Consider the following 14,607-nt stretch of genomic DNA (forward strand, 5'->3'; position numbering starts at 1 on the left):
TCTGTCATGGATACATCATGTTTCTTTTTTCAAGCTGTGTAATGTCTTTCTTCTCCAACCCGATTTTATCTAAGGGTTTAGGAAGATTATGGTCATTCAAGTAATAACGGGGACGAACGACATATCGCTCACTGGCAACAGACAAACTATCTTCTTTATAGCTAGTCTGTATGCCACCCAAAGACAGCATGGAATGGAAGACAGATGCATTACCCGCCACCGGCTTTTCACGATTCATGCACACTGCCTCATATTGAACAGGATTTCCTTCACGATATGCCTCAGACATCCAAATCAGGAACGGGACATGCAACTGATAGTATGACGGTACCGGAGACGCGTGCAAAAACAGCTTTCGGCTATCATCAAAAATATCCTCTCCATGGTCGGAAGTATAAAGCATAGCCGATGAAGCATTCGTGCGTTGCAACATTTCAATCAATGACGCCAAGAAACTGTCCGTATAACGAATTGTGTTATCATACGCATTCAATAAATACTCACGGTTCTCATATTTCGCATCGGTCAAGCTATCCGGTCTAAACACAGCCATGTCTGAAGGATAGCGTTCTTTGTAATTAAAATGAGAGCCATACATGTGCAACACGATAAACAACTTCCGGTGTCCGTCATTCAGCTGCTTATCCACCAACGTCAATAGTTCATCATCTGAAATGTTCGCCTCCTCAGATACATCTTCTTTTATAAATTTCCATTCATCCGCCTCCATTCCGAAGAAATCGATAAAAGAATGATTAGGCCGCTGATTGGAAAAGAATGCAGTGTGAAACCCTGCTTCTTTAAAAGCGGTAATGATACCTTTCTCCCGATATATACGGTCATAATTTTCGGCAGAAGCTCCCGACAGAAGCATCGGCACACTTTTATGCGTTGTATTTGATTGGGTAAGTACATCTGTAAATGCAACGAGGCCTTCCGTTTTATCCAGTAGCGGAGTGGTATTCCGTTCATATCCATACAGTCCGAAATTGCAAGCCCTTGCAGTCTCCCCCACTACCAATACATATATTTCCGCCTCATCCTTATCATGCGTAGCTTGTGCACCAAACGTAAAGTCCTTCGAACTCTCTTGATAACCGGCCGTTTCACCGGCACGCTCTATCGCCAAAGTCAGATTATAACACACATTGACCGGATACATATCGAGCTTCATTTCATAATCTTCATTGTCCACATAACATAATGCAGTCAGAATCACTCCCACTCCCATTACCATCCGGGCATATCTCCTCTGCCGGTATAGAAAACATGAATCCAACTTCTTGTCTCCCGTTATCGAAACAATGCCCAAAGCCAAAGTAGGCAAATAGACCACAAACACACCGATTACAGCAGGCAACAGATTGTCCAGCAGCTCCATTGCCTCACCTGAATTGGTTGTCAGCAAATTCAGAAACATATCGACTGCTATAATAGACTGTCCGAAAAGGTAAAGCAAAACCAACTGAAAAGCGGCAAAAAAGACAAAGGGGAACAATATCCATATCATCTTTCCCGGCTTCCGGCTCAGCGTCATCACCATCCAATATACCGATACCGGCAAAACTATATTGCATATACGTGCCAATAAAGGCATTTGCTCTGTGAAAAACAATGCCACATTAGGAATAGCCAATACAATTATAAACAGAAAGAATAATTGTTCCGGCTCACAACACCATTGATAAATCTCTTTAAAACGCTTCATTTATATTAAATAAAAATCCTGATTGTCCGTTCTTTCCAAATCCATAATCAAGACGGACATTCACATTCTTCTTAAATTCCCAACGGTATCCGATGCCATAATTGGGCAAGACATGATTGGCACGCAGTGCACTGAACTTATTAAATACCGTTCCCGCACCAATCCATGCCACTATACCATTACGCTTCCAAATATGCTGGCGCAATTCTATCTGCCCTTCCATTTTATGTTTATCACGGTAACGGCCTTCATAATAGCCACGCATAGAGTAAGAGTTTCCCAGCAAAGCCATCATTGACCAAGAGGGATTGCCGAAATTAAACACACCTCTAAACTCTCCGGCAAGCAAACCGCCTTTCCAAACAGGATGATAGTAACTGGTTCGCAAATCAGTGGTACTGAAAGCATAATCATTCCCCATAAACTTGGGACGGAAACATTGCGATAAGTTCAAGTAATATCCTTTATGCGGATTGGTCAACACATCACGCGAATCGTACACCAAGGAAAAGCCGGCCCCATAATTGGTGGTAGTCAAATCCATCCCTTCCATCAATTCGGGACGTTCCAAATTCTTTCCACGCACATAATCGTAAGCCACCATCGGTCCCAAATATAAATTATCCGTCAACTTAAACAAGAAGCTGGCCTTTATCTGTGCCTGCCAACGGTCCATATCCGTTTCGTTGGCATCCACATTTCCCATGTCATATCCCATTCCCCAGAATTTAGAAGGGAAAGAATAGAAGTATAAAGTATAATCCAAACGGTATTTATCTTGCGGAAAGATATGGGTGCCACGAATTCCCAGTAGATAAAAACCTACCGTAGACACATCGCCGAATAAAGAAACATTGGAAGGAGGAAGGATAGTATCATTCCTGTCCGAGCGGTAAAGCCCGGCAGCCACCAGTCCAAGTCCCAACTTGGTATCCGTACTATAATGAGGCCCGCCGATAATACTGAAGTCAAACTTTTTATGCTTCTTGTTTTTGTTCGCATCATTAAAGTAGTCAAGAAACTTATTGAAGAAGCTTCTTTTCTGTACCGTGCTGTCTTTGTGTTGTATCGTATCTGTTGGCAACTCAAACAACTCACTATGTCCGGGAGTTGCATAAGCCATGCCTGCCATACATACGAATATCCATGTCAAAAGTAACAATTTCTTCATAATGTATTCATATATAAGAAAAAAAGCAGATTTGGATGCAAAGATAATCCAAACCTGCTTTAAAGTGGCATTTTAAATTATAAGATTTTGGTCTGAAATTACTTATTTCTGTCCTAAATACCTTATACCGGTGGCTTTCCTATAATCTGCCAATGCTATTTTCTGCTCATAATAAGACTGGATGAGGTTTGTATATGCCTGTACCCAAGTCAACTGTGCAGAAAGTACATCCAGAATAGTCAGCTTACCTTCTGTATAACTAAATGTATTCAAATCCAAATTCTCTTCTGCTAACTTGCAGTTTTCTTTAGCAATGTCTATCTGACGGGTATTTTCAGTCAGACTAGTCCATGCTTTAGCTACTTCTTTCGTGATTTGGTCTTGTTTATCTTGCAAAGCATACTGCTTGCCAAGTAAAATCGCTTTTTGTGCAGCCGTCGACTTAAATCGTGCTCCCCAATGGAACAGTGGCAACTTGACAGAGGCATACACATTACTATTAAACATTGTTTCGCCCGAAATGTTCAACATTTGTGTGCCCCAAGTCTCTTTAAAGCCAATAGATAAAGACGGATTATACTTTGCAGCAGCCAGGCTGACCTGTCTTTTTTGATAATCCACATCCAACTGAGAAATGGCGTAATCAGGGCGGACATTCAGCGCAGCATCGGCACCGATATAAGCAGGCAGAGGCAACTCGACGAAAATGGAATCAAGCAGACCGACTTCGTTATCCGGTTCCAAGCCCATCAGCACATTCATGTTCTGCAAAGCTATCTGATAAGACTGATAACTGCTGGAACGTTGCAACTCAGCCTCTTTCAGGCGAGTCTGCATTTGTATCAAATCTGTTTTACTGATATAGCCGTCGTCATACTTATCTTGTAACACTTTAGTCAACTGACCGATAATTTCTACATACTGACACATCGTTTGATACATCTCCTTCTGAGCCGCAGTTCCCCAATAACTGGCTTCTGCGGCGTAGATAAGATTATCGGTGGTCAAATCTACCGATTTATCAGCTATCCGAGACTGGATTTGTGATGCCTTGTAAGTATGATAAATACTTCCTCCTGCATAAATAGGTTGGGCAACTCCCACTTCGGCACTGTAAGAATCATGCCCCATAGGAACAGCCATTCCGCCAAAATCCATATCATATTTATTGATGCGATACTGATAACTTCCCGTTGCATCTACTGCGGGGAAGAAAGCGGTTTTCGCGGCTTTCATTGCTTTCTGCATAGCAGTACGTTGTGCTACACTCTGCTTTAAAGTCTGGCTATAATCCAACACCTTCTGTTCGAACTCCGTATAATTTACGGTAGTCTGAGCCGAAACCGTACCGGACAAGCACACCATTCCAAGTATATATATAAAGTTTGTTTTCATTATCTGTCTGCTCTGATTTTAAAGAATATACAATAAGTCACCGGAAGCACGAAGATGGTGAGAATGGTCGATACAAACAGACCACCCATAATGGTAGCCGCCATACCAGCAAACATCGCATCACCCAGCAAAGGAAGCATACCTAAAATGGTAGTTCCCGATGCCATAGTTACCGGAACAATACGTGTCTTGGTAGCCTCAACCACAGCAGGAACTGCCCCTTTGCCGTCTTTCAGTTGAAGGCCGATTTCGTCTACCAGTACAATCGCATTCTTGATATTCATACCAATCAAGCCCAATAAGCCCAAAATGGCAAAAAAGTCAAGCGATTTACCGAACAGCAACAGTCCCCATACCACACCGATGAACACCAACGGCAGCATCAGCATAATCAATACCGGCTTGCGATAGTTGCTCGGGAAAAGGAACAACAAAACAACATAAATCAACAAGAATGTCACCGGAATATTTTTTGCCAAAGCTGCATTACTTACATCTTGTGTCTCCTGTTCACCAAAGTATTTCATCTTATAGCCTTCGGGCAACTGCATCTGTTCCTGTACGGCTGCCAACACCTGCTTAAAGGCAGCCATCGTATTGGCACCGCGTTTCGGTTCACACTGCATCATCATGCAACGTTCACGGTTGAAACGACGCACTACATTATAATCATACCCCAACGAAAAATTGTCAATCACTTGCTCCACCTTCACTGAGTTTCCTTTCGTACTGAATACCGGAACACTCTTCACATCATTCAGGTTCATACTTTCCGCATCTTCATCCTTCAACAGGATAGGAAGTGAAATATCTCCCTCACGATATTCGCCCAACGGCAGACCATTGGTAGCCGTACGGAATGAATTGGCAACCTGTTGGCGGGTAATGCCAAGGCGCAATCCTTTCTGTTGTGAAAACATCGGTTTCCATACCGGCACCTTATCGCCCCAGTTAGAGCGTATATCCGTCACCATATCACATTCGTGTGCAATCTTCTTTGCACGCTCCACCAAGGCGGTCAGCGTATCCGGATTCTCACCGATAAATCCGATTTCAATGGCAGCTTCGGGCACCGGTGACAACGCAAACAATGCCGAACGGGTAATGATATTCGGGAAATTCTGAGTCATGTGTTCATAGAACTGCTGCTCCACTTCGGCTGCATCCTCAGGATTCTTTGTCTCCACCATTACATTGGCATAGTTGGACTTCGGACCGAAAGAAGAACTTGCCAGGTAGTAACGCAGCGGGGTGCCGCCTAAAGTTACAGAATAAGACTTCACTTTCTCATTCTTCTTCAGATAATCTTCCACTTTCATCACATCTTCGTCTACCGCATGAATGCTGAAACCTTCCGGAAATACCAAGTCGGCACGGAAATAAGGTTTGTTCATCTTCGGGAAGAAACTCTGAGGCATGACTGCCATGATGACCAGCGAAAGCACCAAAGTAACAAACACAGTAGTCAGTGTTATAAAACGGCGCTTAATCAGCAAAGTCAGAAGTTTCTCAAACTTATGATAGATTTTGGTATCGTACGGGTCTTTGCCTTCACTGCCGGGAGTAGCCTCTTTCAAGATAAAGTTTCCGAAAGTCGTAGTCTGGCATAAAGCCAAAATCCAACTTAAGCCCAGCGAAACAGCCAACACGATAAATAGCGGTTTTACAATTTCAGCCACCGATGCAGGAGCCAGATACAACGGCAGGAACGAACAAATGGCAATAAAAGTCGCTCCCAGCAATGCCCATTGCGGCTTGATGGCGCCTTCTATCAGAGAGAGATAGCGAGACTTTCCGCGCTTGATACCGATTTGGGCATTATCCGTCACCACAATGGCATTATCCACCAGCATACCCATGGCAATGATAAATGCAGCCAAAGAAGTACGGTTCAAGCCCACTCCCCACATCAACATGATAAGCAAGGTACCTCCTACAGAGAACAACAGCGAACTACCAATCAGCATACCGGCACGCGAGCCCATCACTACAAAGATAATCAGAATCACAATAACCAACGACTCTATCAAATTGAGAATAAATCCGTTATTGGCTTCATCCGCAATTTTATCTTCAGGATAAAGAGAAGACAACTCAATACCGATAGGCAACAATTGTTCTATCTCCGACAAACTTTTATCCACCGCTTTACCAACAGCCACCACATTATCCTTTGCGCCACTGGCTACGCCGATACCGATGGCACGTTTGCCATTGACACGCATCAGTGTTGAAGGCGGGTCATAATAGCCGCGTTCCACCGTTGCAATATCTCCTAAACGCACTTCACGTCCATCTTTGCTGACAATCAGTTGGTTCTCAATATCTTCAAGGCTGGTATAAGTACCTTCTGTGCGCAAGCGCAACTGGTAAATATCAGTAGCGATATCTCCCGTATTGACTTGTACATTCTGTTTTTGCAGAATCCCCATAATAGAAGTCGGGTCAATGCCCAAAGACGACAACTTGGAAGTAGATATCTTCACATTAATTACTTCCGTCTGCTCACCATAGAGCATCACCTTCTGCACACCCTCAATCGGGGTAAGCTGCGTACGGATACGCTGTGCCCAGTCACGCAGGTCCTTGTATGAAAAGCCCTCGTCGGCTGTCAGTGCATAATAAATACCATACACATCGCCAAAGTCATCGTTCACCGTGATAGTAGATGCACCGCCAGGCAATTTCGGCTGGATGTTTGCCACCTTACGACGCAGCTCATCCCACTTCACCGGCATATAATCAGGGTCGATAGTAGGTTGCAACTCTATAGAAATCTTAGACAATCCGAAGTAAGATTCCGATTTAATCTGATATACATCAGTCATTGACTGAATCTCACGTTCAATCGGTTCGGTTATCAATTTCTCCACTTCATGCGGATTCGCACCCGGATATTGGGTAACAAGAACCGCCGTCTTTATCACGAAAGGCGCATCCTCTTTCTTCGGCAACTTAAAGAAGGAGATAACTCCACCTATCAATAAGATAGCCAGAAAAAAGTAGATAACCTTCCGGTTCTCCAGAGAATATTTTGGAATATTCATGATTCGTCCTCTCCTCTTTTATTCGGTTAATATTTTAACTTGCTGGCCGTCTACGAGATAAGAAGCTCCCGCGGCCACCACTTGCTCACCGGCCTTCACCTCTCCGCTCACAATTAAATCATTACGTCCCACAATGGTTCCTTCGTCATAAATCTTACGTTTCTCTACTTTCTGAGTAGACGGATTATAAATGAATACAATCTTATTATTCAGAGTATTATCAAATACTACGGCAGACAACGGAACCGTGATTCCTTCTTTTACCGTTTCATTTTCAATATTAACTACCACACGGCACGAAAAGCCCACCGACACCTGGTATTTCTTCAAATCAAATTCAGGGTCGTCAATATAGAGGAACACAGGAACTCCGGCACCGTCTTGCGATGCTTCCACATACTCTTTCACCTTTGCTTGAAACAGCTTGCCTTTATAAGCATCAAATTCCACAAAAATACTTCCGTGAGAAGTGACGTAAGCAATATTTGTTTCAGGGATGGTAAATTCCACTTGCAATTTAGTGGGGTTAACCAGACAAACCACACCTTGTCCCGGTTGTACACGCTGGTAGTTTTCCACATATTTCTTTTGGATAAATCCATCAAACGGTGCACGCAACTTTGTATCGTTCAATGTATTCTGTGCATTTTCGAATGCAGACTTCGCATTGGTGTAAGATGCCTGAGTCGTTTCAAACTCCTGCATGGATATGGCATTTTTCATCAACAGCTTTTCTGCACGTTGCATCTGCGATGCCGCTTTCTGGAACGAAGCTCTCTTTGCATCATAGTCCAACTTATAGTCTGTCGGGTCAATTTCAGCCACTACATCTCCCTTTTTCACTCTCTGCCCTTCGAGTACATTCATAGCCACCAGCGGGCCGGACATCTTAAACGCAAGGTCACTGAATTGGTCGGGCGACACTACGCCTGAATAGGATTTCTCAATCTTGTTTAACAACGCCACTTCCGCCAACTTCACCGGGCGGGGTCCTCGTTCTTGAGCAGGTTGCTGTCCACATGAACAGAACAACACCACACTCACTGCCACAATAGACAATTTTCTACATTTCATACTGTTAATCTTCACATTAGTTTTCGGATGCAAAGTTCTCACATTTATTAAATGTGCACAAGTGCTAACAGTAAGATATATTAGTCTATTTTTAAGCATTTTCTTTGTAATCTGCTTAAACTGCCCTATATTTGTGGTGTATAACCAAAATCTTCTTTATTTTTATGAAGTACACAGACGACATTAACATCTTTAAACCGAACAAAGATTTCATAGCAGAAATTGACATAACCGGTGCTTTCGGACGTATCTACCACTACCCACAGCGTATGAATGGTTGTCTGTTTATTCTTTGCCTGCGTGGTGAGTGTGACATGACTATCCACTTGTCCGAACACAAAATAAAGGAGAATGATATTGTCACTATCCTGCCCGACACCTTTGTACATGTCATCCGGCAGAGTCATGACTGTCGGTTATTTCTGGCAGGATTCAATAAAGAACTATTGAATGGCGCCAACTTTTTCAACTCTACCATGAATTATCTCTCGGCTCTGATTGAAATGCCGGTCATCTCATTGCAACCCCGGATAACGGAGTTGTTTCAGGATTATTTTATGCTATTGATAAAAATGGAACGAGTCGACGAGCAACCCACCAAAGAGTTAGTCAGTACCATGTTGCTGACCATTCTGCACGGGGTAGGCAGCATCCATCAAAACACAGAAACAGACAAACGCTCTTTCAACCGGGGGGAAGAGATTGTGAAACGGCTTGTACAATATATCATCAAGCACTATATCAACGAACGAAGTGTTTCTTTTTATGCAGATTTGTTGCACGTTTCTCCCCAACACCTCAGTACCACTGTAAATAAGGTGACAGGCAAAACGGTGACGGACATTATAGCCAAACTGGTTATTACCGATGCACAAGCCAAACTAAAGTCGACAGATATGACCATTCAGGAAATAGCTTACTCACTCAATTTCCCCGACATTTCTTTCTTTGGAAAGTATTTCAAACGATATACGGGGATGTCGCCGAAGCAATACAGGGAGAGTATAGAATAAAGTAATGCATAGCTTGGAAAAGCCTATTGCGATAGCTTAACCACGGCCGTGGTTAAGCCTGCTCACCACCGTGGTTAGACTTAGTCACAGTCGTGGTTAAAGTTAACCACGGCCGTGGTTCATGTATATTTTCCTTTCATTAATAAAAGAGGAAACGGAAGCATTGTACGCTGACAGAGTACGTCATGAATGGTTATTTACTACTTCATCCAGGAAGGAATATACCGTAACTGCAAATATTGCTCGCCGGCCTGAATATAATTCCCTTCAAATGCCCAGTCCCGGATTCGGTAAACTTTCAATCTCTTCAGCAAGTAGTCTTCCACTCTGAAAGACTGTTTCTTACAGAAAGAAAGCACTTTTACACTGCCATCGGCAAACACTTTGGCACGCACCTTTACTGTTTTGATAGCAACTCCGCGAGGGATAGGACGCCCCTTTTTATAATCCACCCACAAAATAGCTTTTGCCTTTTCTCCTTCACAGCCTCCGGCGCCTTCATCTTTGCCTGAGTCTGCGGTAACAGCTCCATTTTTACATGCAGAAGCAATCAATAAGCATAATACAATCAATAAGTAGTTCAGTCGTTTTTTCATAAATATATTAAGTTTAAATCTCTTCAATAGGGGTCACATCCTCTATCACAGGGGTGTGGATGTCTTTCTTCTGACGAAAACGAATAATGTTCACCAAGTCCGAAAGTCCATAAACAATGCTGCTGACTCCCAATATGATGAAAGGCACAGTGGCAGCCGTAAACGGATTAAACAGAACAACAATGCCCGCAATAAGTACCAATACGGGAACAATAAAGAAACCTCCCGGCACAACCGTCCAACTGCGGGCGGCAGACAAGTTTACAATCTGGCTGACACCTGCCAACACAAGAACAGCTCCCAACACATACATCAGGATACCGACAAAGAATGCCGGCATAATCATCAGCCAAAGGCCGAACAGCAGACTACCCAGTCCGGCTATGGGAAAAGACATCCCATTCTGCTTGCCATGGGTGAGATAACCAAAGACAGAAAATAAGCCGGGCACCAGAAACAAAACTCCGATGGTAATTACCAGATACAGAATGGCAGCTTCGGGCCATGCTACCAATAATACGCCCAACACCAATGCACAGATGCATCGGATTATAGAATAATTCATTGTTTTCATTGTTATTACTTTTTATACTATTACGCTTTTACAGAAAATCAACAGGCGAATATACAGAATATTTCCGAAAAAGAACAGGAAAAGGCAGGGAATTAATCCACTGCCTCTATTTGTTCTGTTTCCGGTAAGCCCTGCTCGTTCTCATCCTCGTCAATCAATATAGCCCAAAAGAGCCACCACAACAATAACGCAGCCAATACCACCGCTCCTATTCTTATCCAAAGTTTACGTTTCATCTTATTTCCTTTTTAATGATTTATTAACTGATGCATTAAAAACCATTCACACAGCCGAAATGTTCATAGATAAAACCAATTAAATGAATAAGATTATGAGTAATGGAAAATTTTTCGTCGGACTGGCGCTGGGTGCGTTGGTCGGCAGTGCATTGAGTTGTTTTGCCCACAGCAATAGAGGACGCAAACTGAGAAGAGACCTTTATGATACTATTCAGGACTTGGAAGAAGACGCGTATGATTTCGCACACCGAGCCAAGCATAAAGCAGAAAGAGTAGGTGGCGAAGTGATGGAAAAAATGAACCAACAGGCCGAAGTGGTTAAAGGCAAATTGAACGAAGTTACCAATAAATAGAAAAAAAAGTAAGTTTTTCTTTGGAGATAAAATCAAAACGATTACATTTGCATCGAATTAGAAACAGAAAAAATGAAAAGAATATTAGTAAATACATATTGGTGGCGTCCCTTGCAACTGAATAAGTCGTAAGAGAACCAGACCGTGTGTATATACTTAGCATTCTAAAAGGATATTCAGATGAAGGCCTGTCGTACTTACGACAGGCCTTTTTTCGTTTATGCAAATTACAAGAAATTAAATACATCAATCACAATGAAAACTTATCAAGTAAACAATGAAGGTTATTACGGCGAGTTCGGAGGAGCCTATATCCCCGAGATTCTTCACCGCTGCGTAGAGGAACTGAGAAACGCCTATTTAAATGTATTGGATAGTGAAGACTTCAAACAAGAATTCAATGATTTGTTGCGCCACTATGTGGGACGCCCTTCCCCGCTCTATCTTGCCCGTCGGCTAAGCGAAAAGTACGGCTGTAAAATATATCTGAAACGTGAAGACCTGAATCATACAGGAGCACACAAAATAAATAATGCCATCGGGCAAGTATTACTTGCCAAGCGTATGGGGAAAAGCCGCATCATCGCCGAGACCGGAGCCGGTCAGCACGGAGTGGCAACCGCAACCGTTTGTGCACTGATGAATATGCAATGCATTGTTTATATGGGTAAAACCGATGTAGAACGCCAACATGTCAATGTAGAGAAAATGAAAATGCTGGGAGCTGAGGTCCGCCCTGTCACATCGGGCAACATGACACTGAAGGACGCCACCAATGAAGCGATTCGAGACTGGTGTTGTCACCCCGCCGATACATATTATGTAATCGGCTCTACGGTAGGGCCTCATCCTTATCCCGACATGGTGGCAAGACTGCAATCTGTCATTAGTGCAGAAATCAGGAAACAACTGAAAGAGCACGAAGGTCGTGACTATCCCGATTATCTGATGGCCTGCGTGGGTGGAGGAAGCAATGCTGCCGGTACTATTTTTCACTATATCGATGACGAACGTGTGCAAATCGTATTGGCCGAAGCCGGCGGGAAAGGCATAGAGACAGGGATGTCGGCAGCTACTATCCAACTGGGAAAGATGGGAATCATACACGGAGCAAAAACATTGGTCATCCAGAACGAGGACGGACAGATAGAAGAACCTTATTCTATCTCTGCGGGACTGGATTATCCGGGTATAGGCCCCATGCATGCCAACCTTGCCCAACAGAAGCGGGCTATGGTTCTGGCTATCAATGATGATGAGGCCATACGAGCCGCATTTGAACTGACCCGCCTGGAAGGTATCATTCCGGCGTTGGAATCGGCTCATGCACTGGGTGCACTCGACAAGATGCACTTCCGCCCCGAAGATGTAGTGGTACTTACCGTTTCGGGACGGGGAGACAAGGATACAGAAACTTATTTGAATAACAAACCGGAAGAAGCAAGATGATGAAAACATTTACTTATACTACTAAGCACAAGACGATGTTGGGTGACCTTCATACTCCGGTAAGCACTTACCTGAAAGTACGCGACATCTTCCCACAAAGTGCACTGATGGAGAGCTCCGACTATCACGGAAGCGAAAATAACCGTTCCTTTATCGGACTGAACCCCATTGCCAGCATCGGCATCAACCATGGAGTCGCCACCACCACTTACCCCGACGGCAGCACAGAAGAGCATACCATTACCGACGGCTACAAGGTAGATTATGCCATAACCGATTTTCTGAACCATTTTAAAGTAAGCGGAGAATACAATCATTATTGCGGTCTGTATGGCTACACCACTTTCAATGCAGTGCGCTATTTTGAGCATATTGATGTAAAAGACAGTCGCGACCCCAAAAACGACGCTCCCGAAATGCTCTATATCTTATATAAGTATCTGATTGTCTTTAATGATTTCCGCAATGAAATGCTTCTGCTTGAAATGCTTCAGGACCATGAGGAGACCCATCTCGACTATATAGAAAAAGCCATCCATAACCGCAACTATACGACCTACGATTTCCACGCCATAGGCGAAACGACCAGCACGCTGACCGATGAGGAGCATAAGGCAAATATCCGGAAAGGCATAAGCCACTGCATGCGTGGTGATGTGTTCCAAATCGTTCTCTCGCGCCGGTTCATCCAGCGTTATGAAGGTGATGACTTCAAACTCTATCGCGCATTGCGGAGTATCAATCCTTCACCTTATTTGTTTTATTTCGACTTTGGCGGATTCCGTATCTTCGGTTCATCTCCCGAAACACATTGCAAAATAGAAGGAGGTCGTGCCACCATCGACCCCATTGCAGGAACAACCCGCCGCAGCGGAGACAAGCAAACAGATGCCGAACTCACGGCTGCCTTACTTGCCGACCCGAAAGAAAATGCCGAACACGTGATGCTGGTAGATTTGGCACGCAACGACCTGAGCCGTAACTGTAAAGATGTGCAAGTAGAATTCTATAAAGAACCTCAGTATTACAGTCATGTCATTCATCTGGTGAGCCGTGTCAGCGGTGAACTGAATCAAAATGCCAATCCCATCAAAACATTCATCGACACGTTTCCGGCCGGTACCCTGAGTGGAGCCCCTAAAGTAAAGGCGATGCAACTCATCAGCCAATATGAGCCGCACAGCCGTGGAGCCTACGGTGGCTGTATCGGGTTCATCGGACTAAACGGTACACTGAATCAGGCAATCACTATCCGCACCTTCGTCAGCCGGAACAATGAACTTTGGTTTCAAGCCGGAGGCGGAATTGTTGCAAAAAGCAACGAAGAATATGAACTGCAAGAAGTAAACAATAAACTGGGAGCACTTAAAAAAGCAATTCTCCTGGCAGAACAAATGTAAAAAGACACTCTAGTATGAAAATAGTAATTATAGACAACTACGACTCATTCACCTACAACTTAAGTCACTTGGTAAAAGAGCTCGGTGCGGAAGTCACCGTCGTGCGCAATGATGCCTTCCTACCAAAAGAGTTGGAGGTATTTGATAAAATAATTCTTTCACCGGGGCCGGGAATCCCCTCCGAAGCCGGACTGCTGCCGAATGTCATCCGGACTTATGCAGGAAAGAAGCCGATTCTCGGCGTATGTTTGGGAGAACAGGCCATCGGAGAAGTATTCGGAGCCAAACTGACCAACCTGAGTGAAGTCTTTCACGGAGTACAAACACCGATAACCATAGAAAAAGACGATTATATATTCAGAGGACTGCCACAGGAAGTGCCCGTCGGAAGATATCACTCATGGGTGGTAGACACAAACGGATTCCCCGACTGTCTGGAAGTAACGGCTGTGAGCCGGGAAGGATATATCATGGCACTCAAACATAAAGAATATGATGTACATGGAATCCAATTCCATCCCGAATCTGTACTGACCCCGGATGGAAAAACAATAATCGCTAATTTCCTAAATGCATAAAAGTAATCAT

At 43.8% G+C, this 14,607-nt stretch carries 13 protein-coding genes; 5 read left to right on the forward strand and 8 right to left on the reverse strand.

Annotation, left to right across the window (positions count from 1 at the left end):
• Window positions 1-4: 4 nt before the first annotated feature.
• The 5 genes from IR173_RS02625 to IR173_RS02645 all read right to left on the reverse strand — a co-directional run bounded on the left by IR173_RS02625 (window position 5) and on the right by IR173_RS02645 (window position 8,395).
• On the reverse strand, window positions 5-1,708 hold the full coding sequence (locus IR173_RS02625) for a phosphoethanolamine transferase (protein WP_237038129.1): 1,704 nt from the start codon (window positions 1,706-1,708) through the stop codon (window positions 5-7).
• Window positions 1,695-2,879, reverse strand: a complete 1,185-nt coding sequence (locus IR173_RS02630) for a BamA/TamA family outer membrane protein (protein ID WP_237038130.1) — start codon at window positions 2,877-2,879, stop codon at window positions 1,695-1,697. The genes IR173_RS02625 and IR173_RS02630 overlap by 14 nt, the downstream gene beginning before the upstream one ends.
• Before the next feature lie 102 nt (window positions 2,880-2,981).
• Window positions 2,982-4,274, reverse strand: coding sequence for a TolC family protein (locus IR173_RS02635; protein WP_237038131.1), 1,293 nt, complete (start codon window positions 4,272-4,274; stop codon window positions 2,982-2,984).
• Complete coding sequence (locus IR173_RS02640; RefSeq protein ID WP_237038132.1) at window positions 4,274-7,321, reverse strand: efflux RND transporter permease subunit; 3,048 nt, start codon at window positions 7,319-7,321, stop codon at window positions 4,274-4,276. Before IR173_RS02640 ends, IR173_RS02635 begins: the two co-directional genes overlap by 1 nt.
• Before the next feature lie 18 nt (window positions 7,322-7,339).
• Window positions 7,340-8,395, reverse strand: a complete 1,056-nt coding sequence (locus IR173_RS02645; RefSeq protein ID WP_237038133.1) for an efflux RND transporter periplasmic adaptor subunit — start codon at window positions 8,393-8,395, stop codon at window positions 7,340-7,342.
• Between the two features lie 164 nt (window positions 8,396-8,559).
• On the opposite strand from IR173_RS02645, the gene IR173_RS02650 reads away from it, so the two are divergent.
• Window positions 8,560-9,408, forward strand: a complete 849-nt coding sequence (locus IR173_RS02650; protein WP_237038134.1) for an AraC family transcriptional regulator — start codon at window positions 8,560-8,562, stop codon at window positions 9,406-9,408.
• 200 nt (window positions 9,409-9,608) lie between these two features.
• Here IR173_RS02650 and IR173_RS02655 read toward each other — a convergent pair whose 3' ends face one another.
• The 3 genes from IR173_RS02655 to IR173_RS02665 form a co-directional block, all read right to left on the reverse strand.
• Window positions 9,609-10,004: a DUF4891 domain-containing protein gene (locus tag IR173_RS02655; protein WP_237038135.1), complete on the reverse strand. Its 396-nt coding sequence runs from the start codon at window positions 10,002-10,004 to the stop codon at window positions 9,609-9,611.
• A gap of 13 nt (window positions 10,005-10,017) precedes the next feature.
• The gene (locus IR173_RS02660; RefSeq protein ID WP_237038136.1) at window positions 10,018-10,578 is read right to left on the reverse strand and encodes an HdeD family acid-resistance protein; all 561 of its coding nucleotides are present in this window, start codon (window positions 10,576-10,578) and stop codon (window positions 10,018-10,020) included.
• A 92-nt stretch (window positions 10,579-10,670) separates the two neighbouring features.
• Window positions 10,671-10,814, reverse strand: coding sequence for a hypothetical protein (locus IR173_RS02665; protein ID WP_237038137.1), 144 nt, complete (start codon window positions 10,812-10,814; stop codon window positions 10,671-10,673).
• Between the two features lie 95 nt (window positions 10,815-10,909).
• On the opposite strand from IR173_RS02665, the gene IR173_RS02670 reads away from it, so the two are divergent.
• The 4 genes from IR173_RS02670 to IR173_RS02685 all read left to right on the forward strand — a co-directional run bounded on the left by IR173_RS02670 (window position 10,910) and on the right by IR173_RS02685 (window position 14,597).
• Window positions 10,910-11,170: a YtxH domain-containing protein gene (locus tag IR173_RS02670; protein ID WP_289307892.1), complete on the forward strand. Its 261-nt coding sequence runs from the start codon at window positions 10,910-10,912 to the stop codon at window positions 11,168-11,170.
• A gap of 255 nt (window positions 11,171-11,425) precedes the next feature.
• Window positions 11,426-12,619: a tryptophan synthase subunit beta gene (gene trpB, locus IR173_RS02675; protein WP_237038139.1), complete on the forward strand. Its 1,194-nt coding sequence runs from the start codon at window positions 11,426-11,428 to the stop codon at window positions 12,617-12,619.
• Complete coding sequence (locus IR173_RS02680; RefSeq protein ID WP_237038422.1) at window positions 12,619-14,019, forward strand: anthranilate synthase component I family protein; 1,401 nt, start codon at window positions 12,619-12,621, stop codon at window positions 14,017-14,019. Before trpB ends, IR173_RS02680 begins: the two co-directional genes overlap by 1 nt.
• Before the next feature lie 14 nt (window positions 14,020-14,033).
• A complete protein-coding gene (locus IR173_RS02685; protein WP_237038140.1) occupies window positions 14,034-14,597 on the forward strand; it encodes an anthranilate synthase component II in 564 nt (187 codons plus the stop codon).
• Window positions 14,598-14,607 lie beyond the last annotated feature (10 nt).

It is taken from the genome of Phocaeicola faecalis (assembly GCF_021730445.1).
Lineage (GTDB): Bacteria > Bacteroidota > Bacteroidia > Bacteroidales > Bacteroidaceae > Phocaeicola > Phocaeicola faecalis.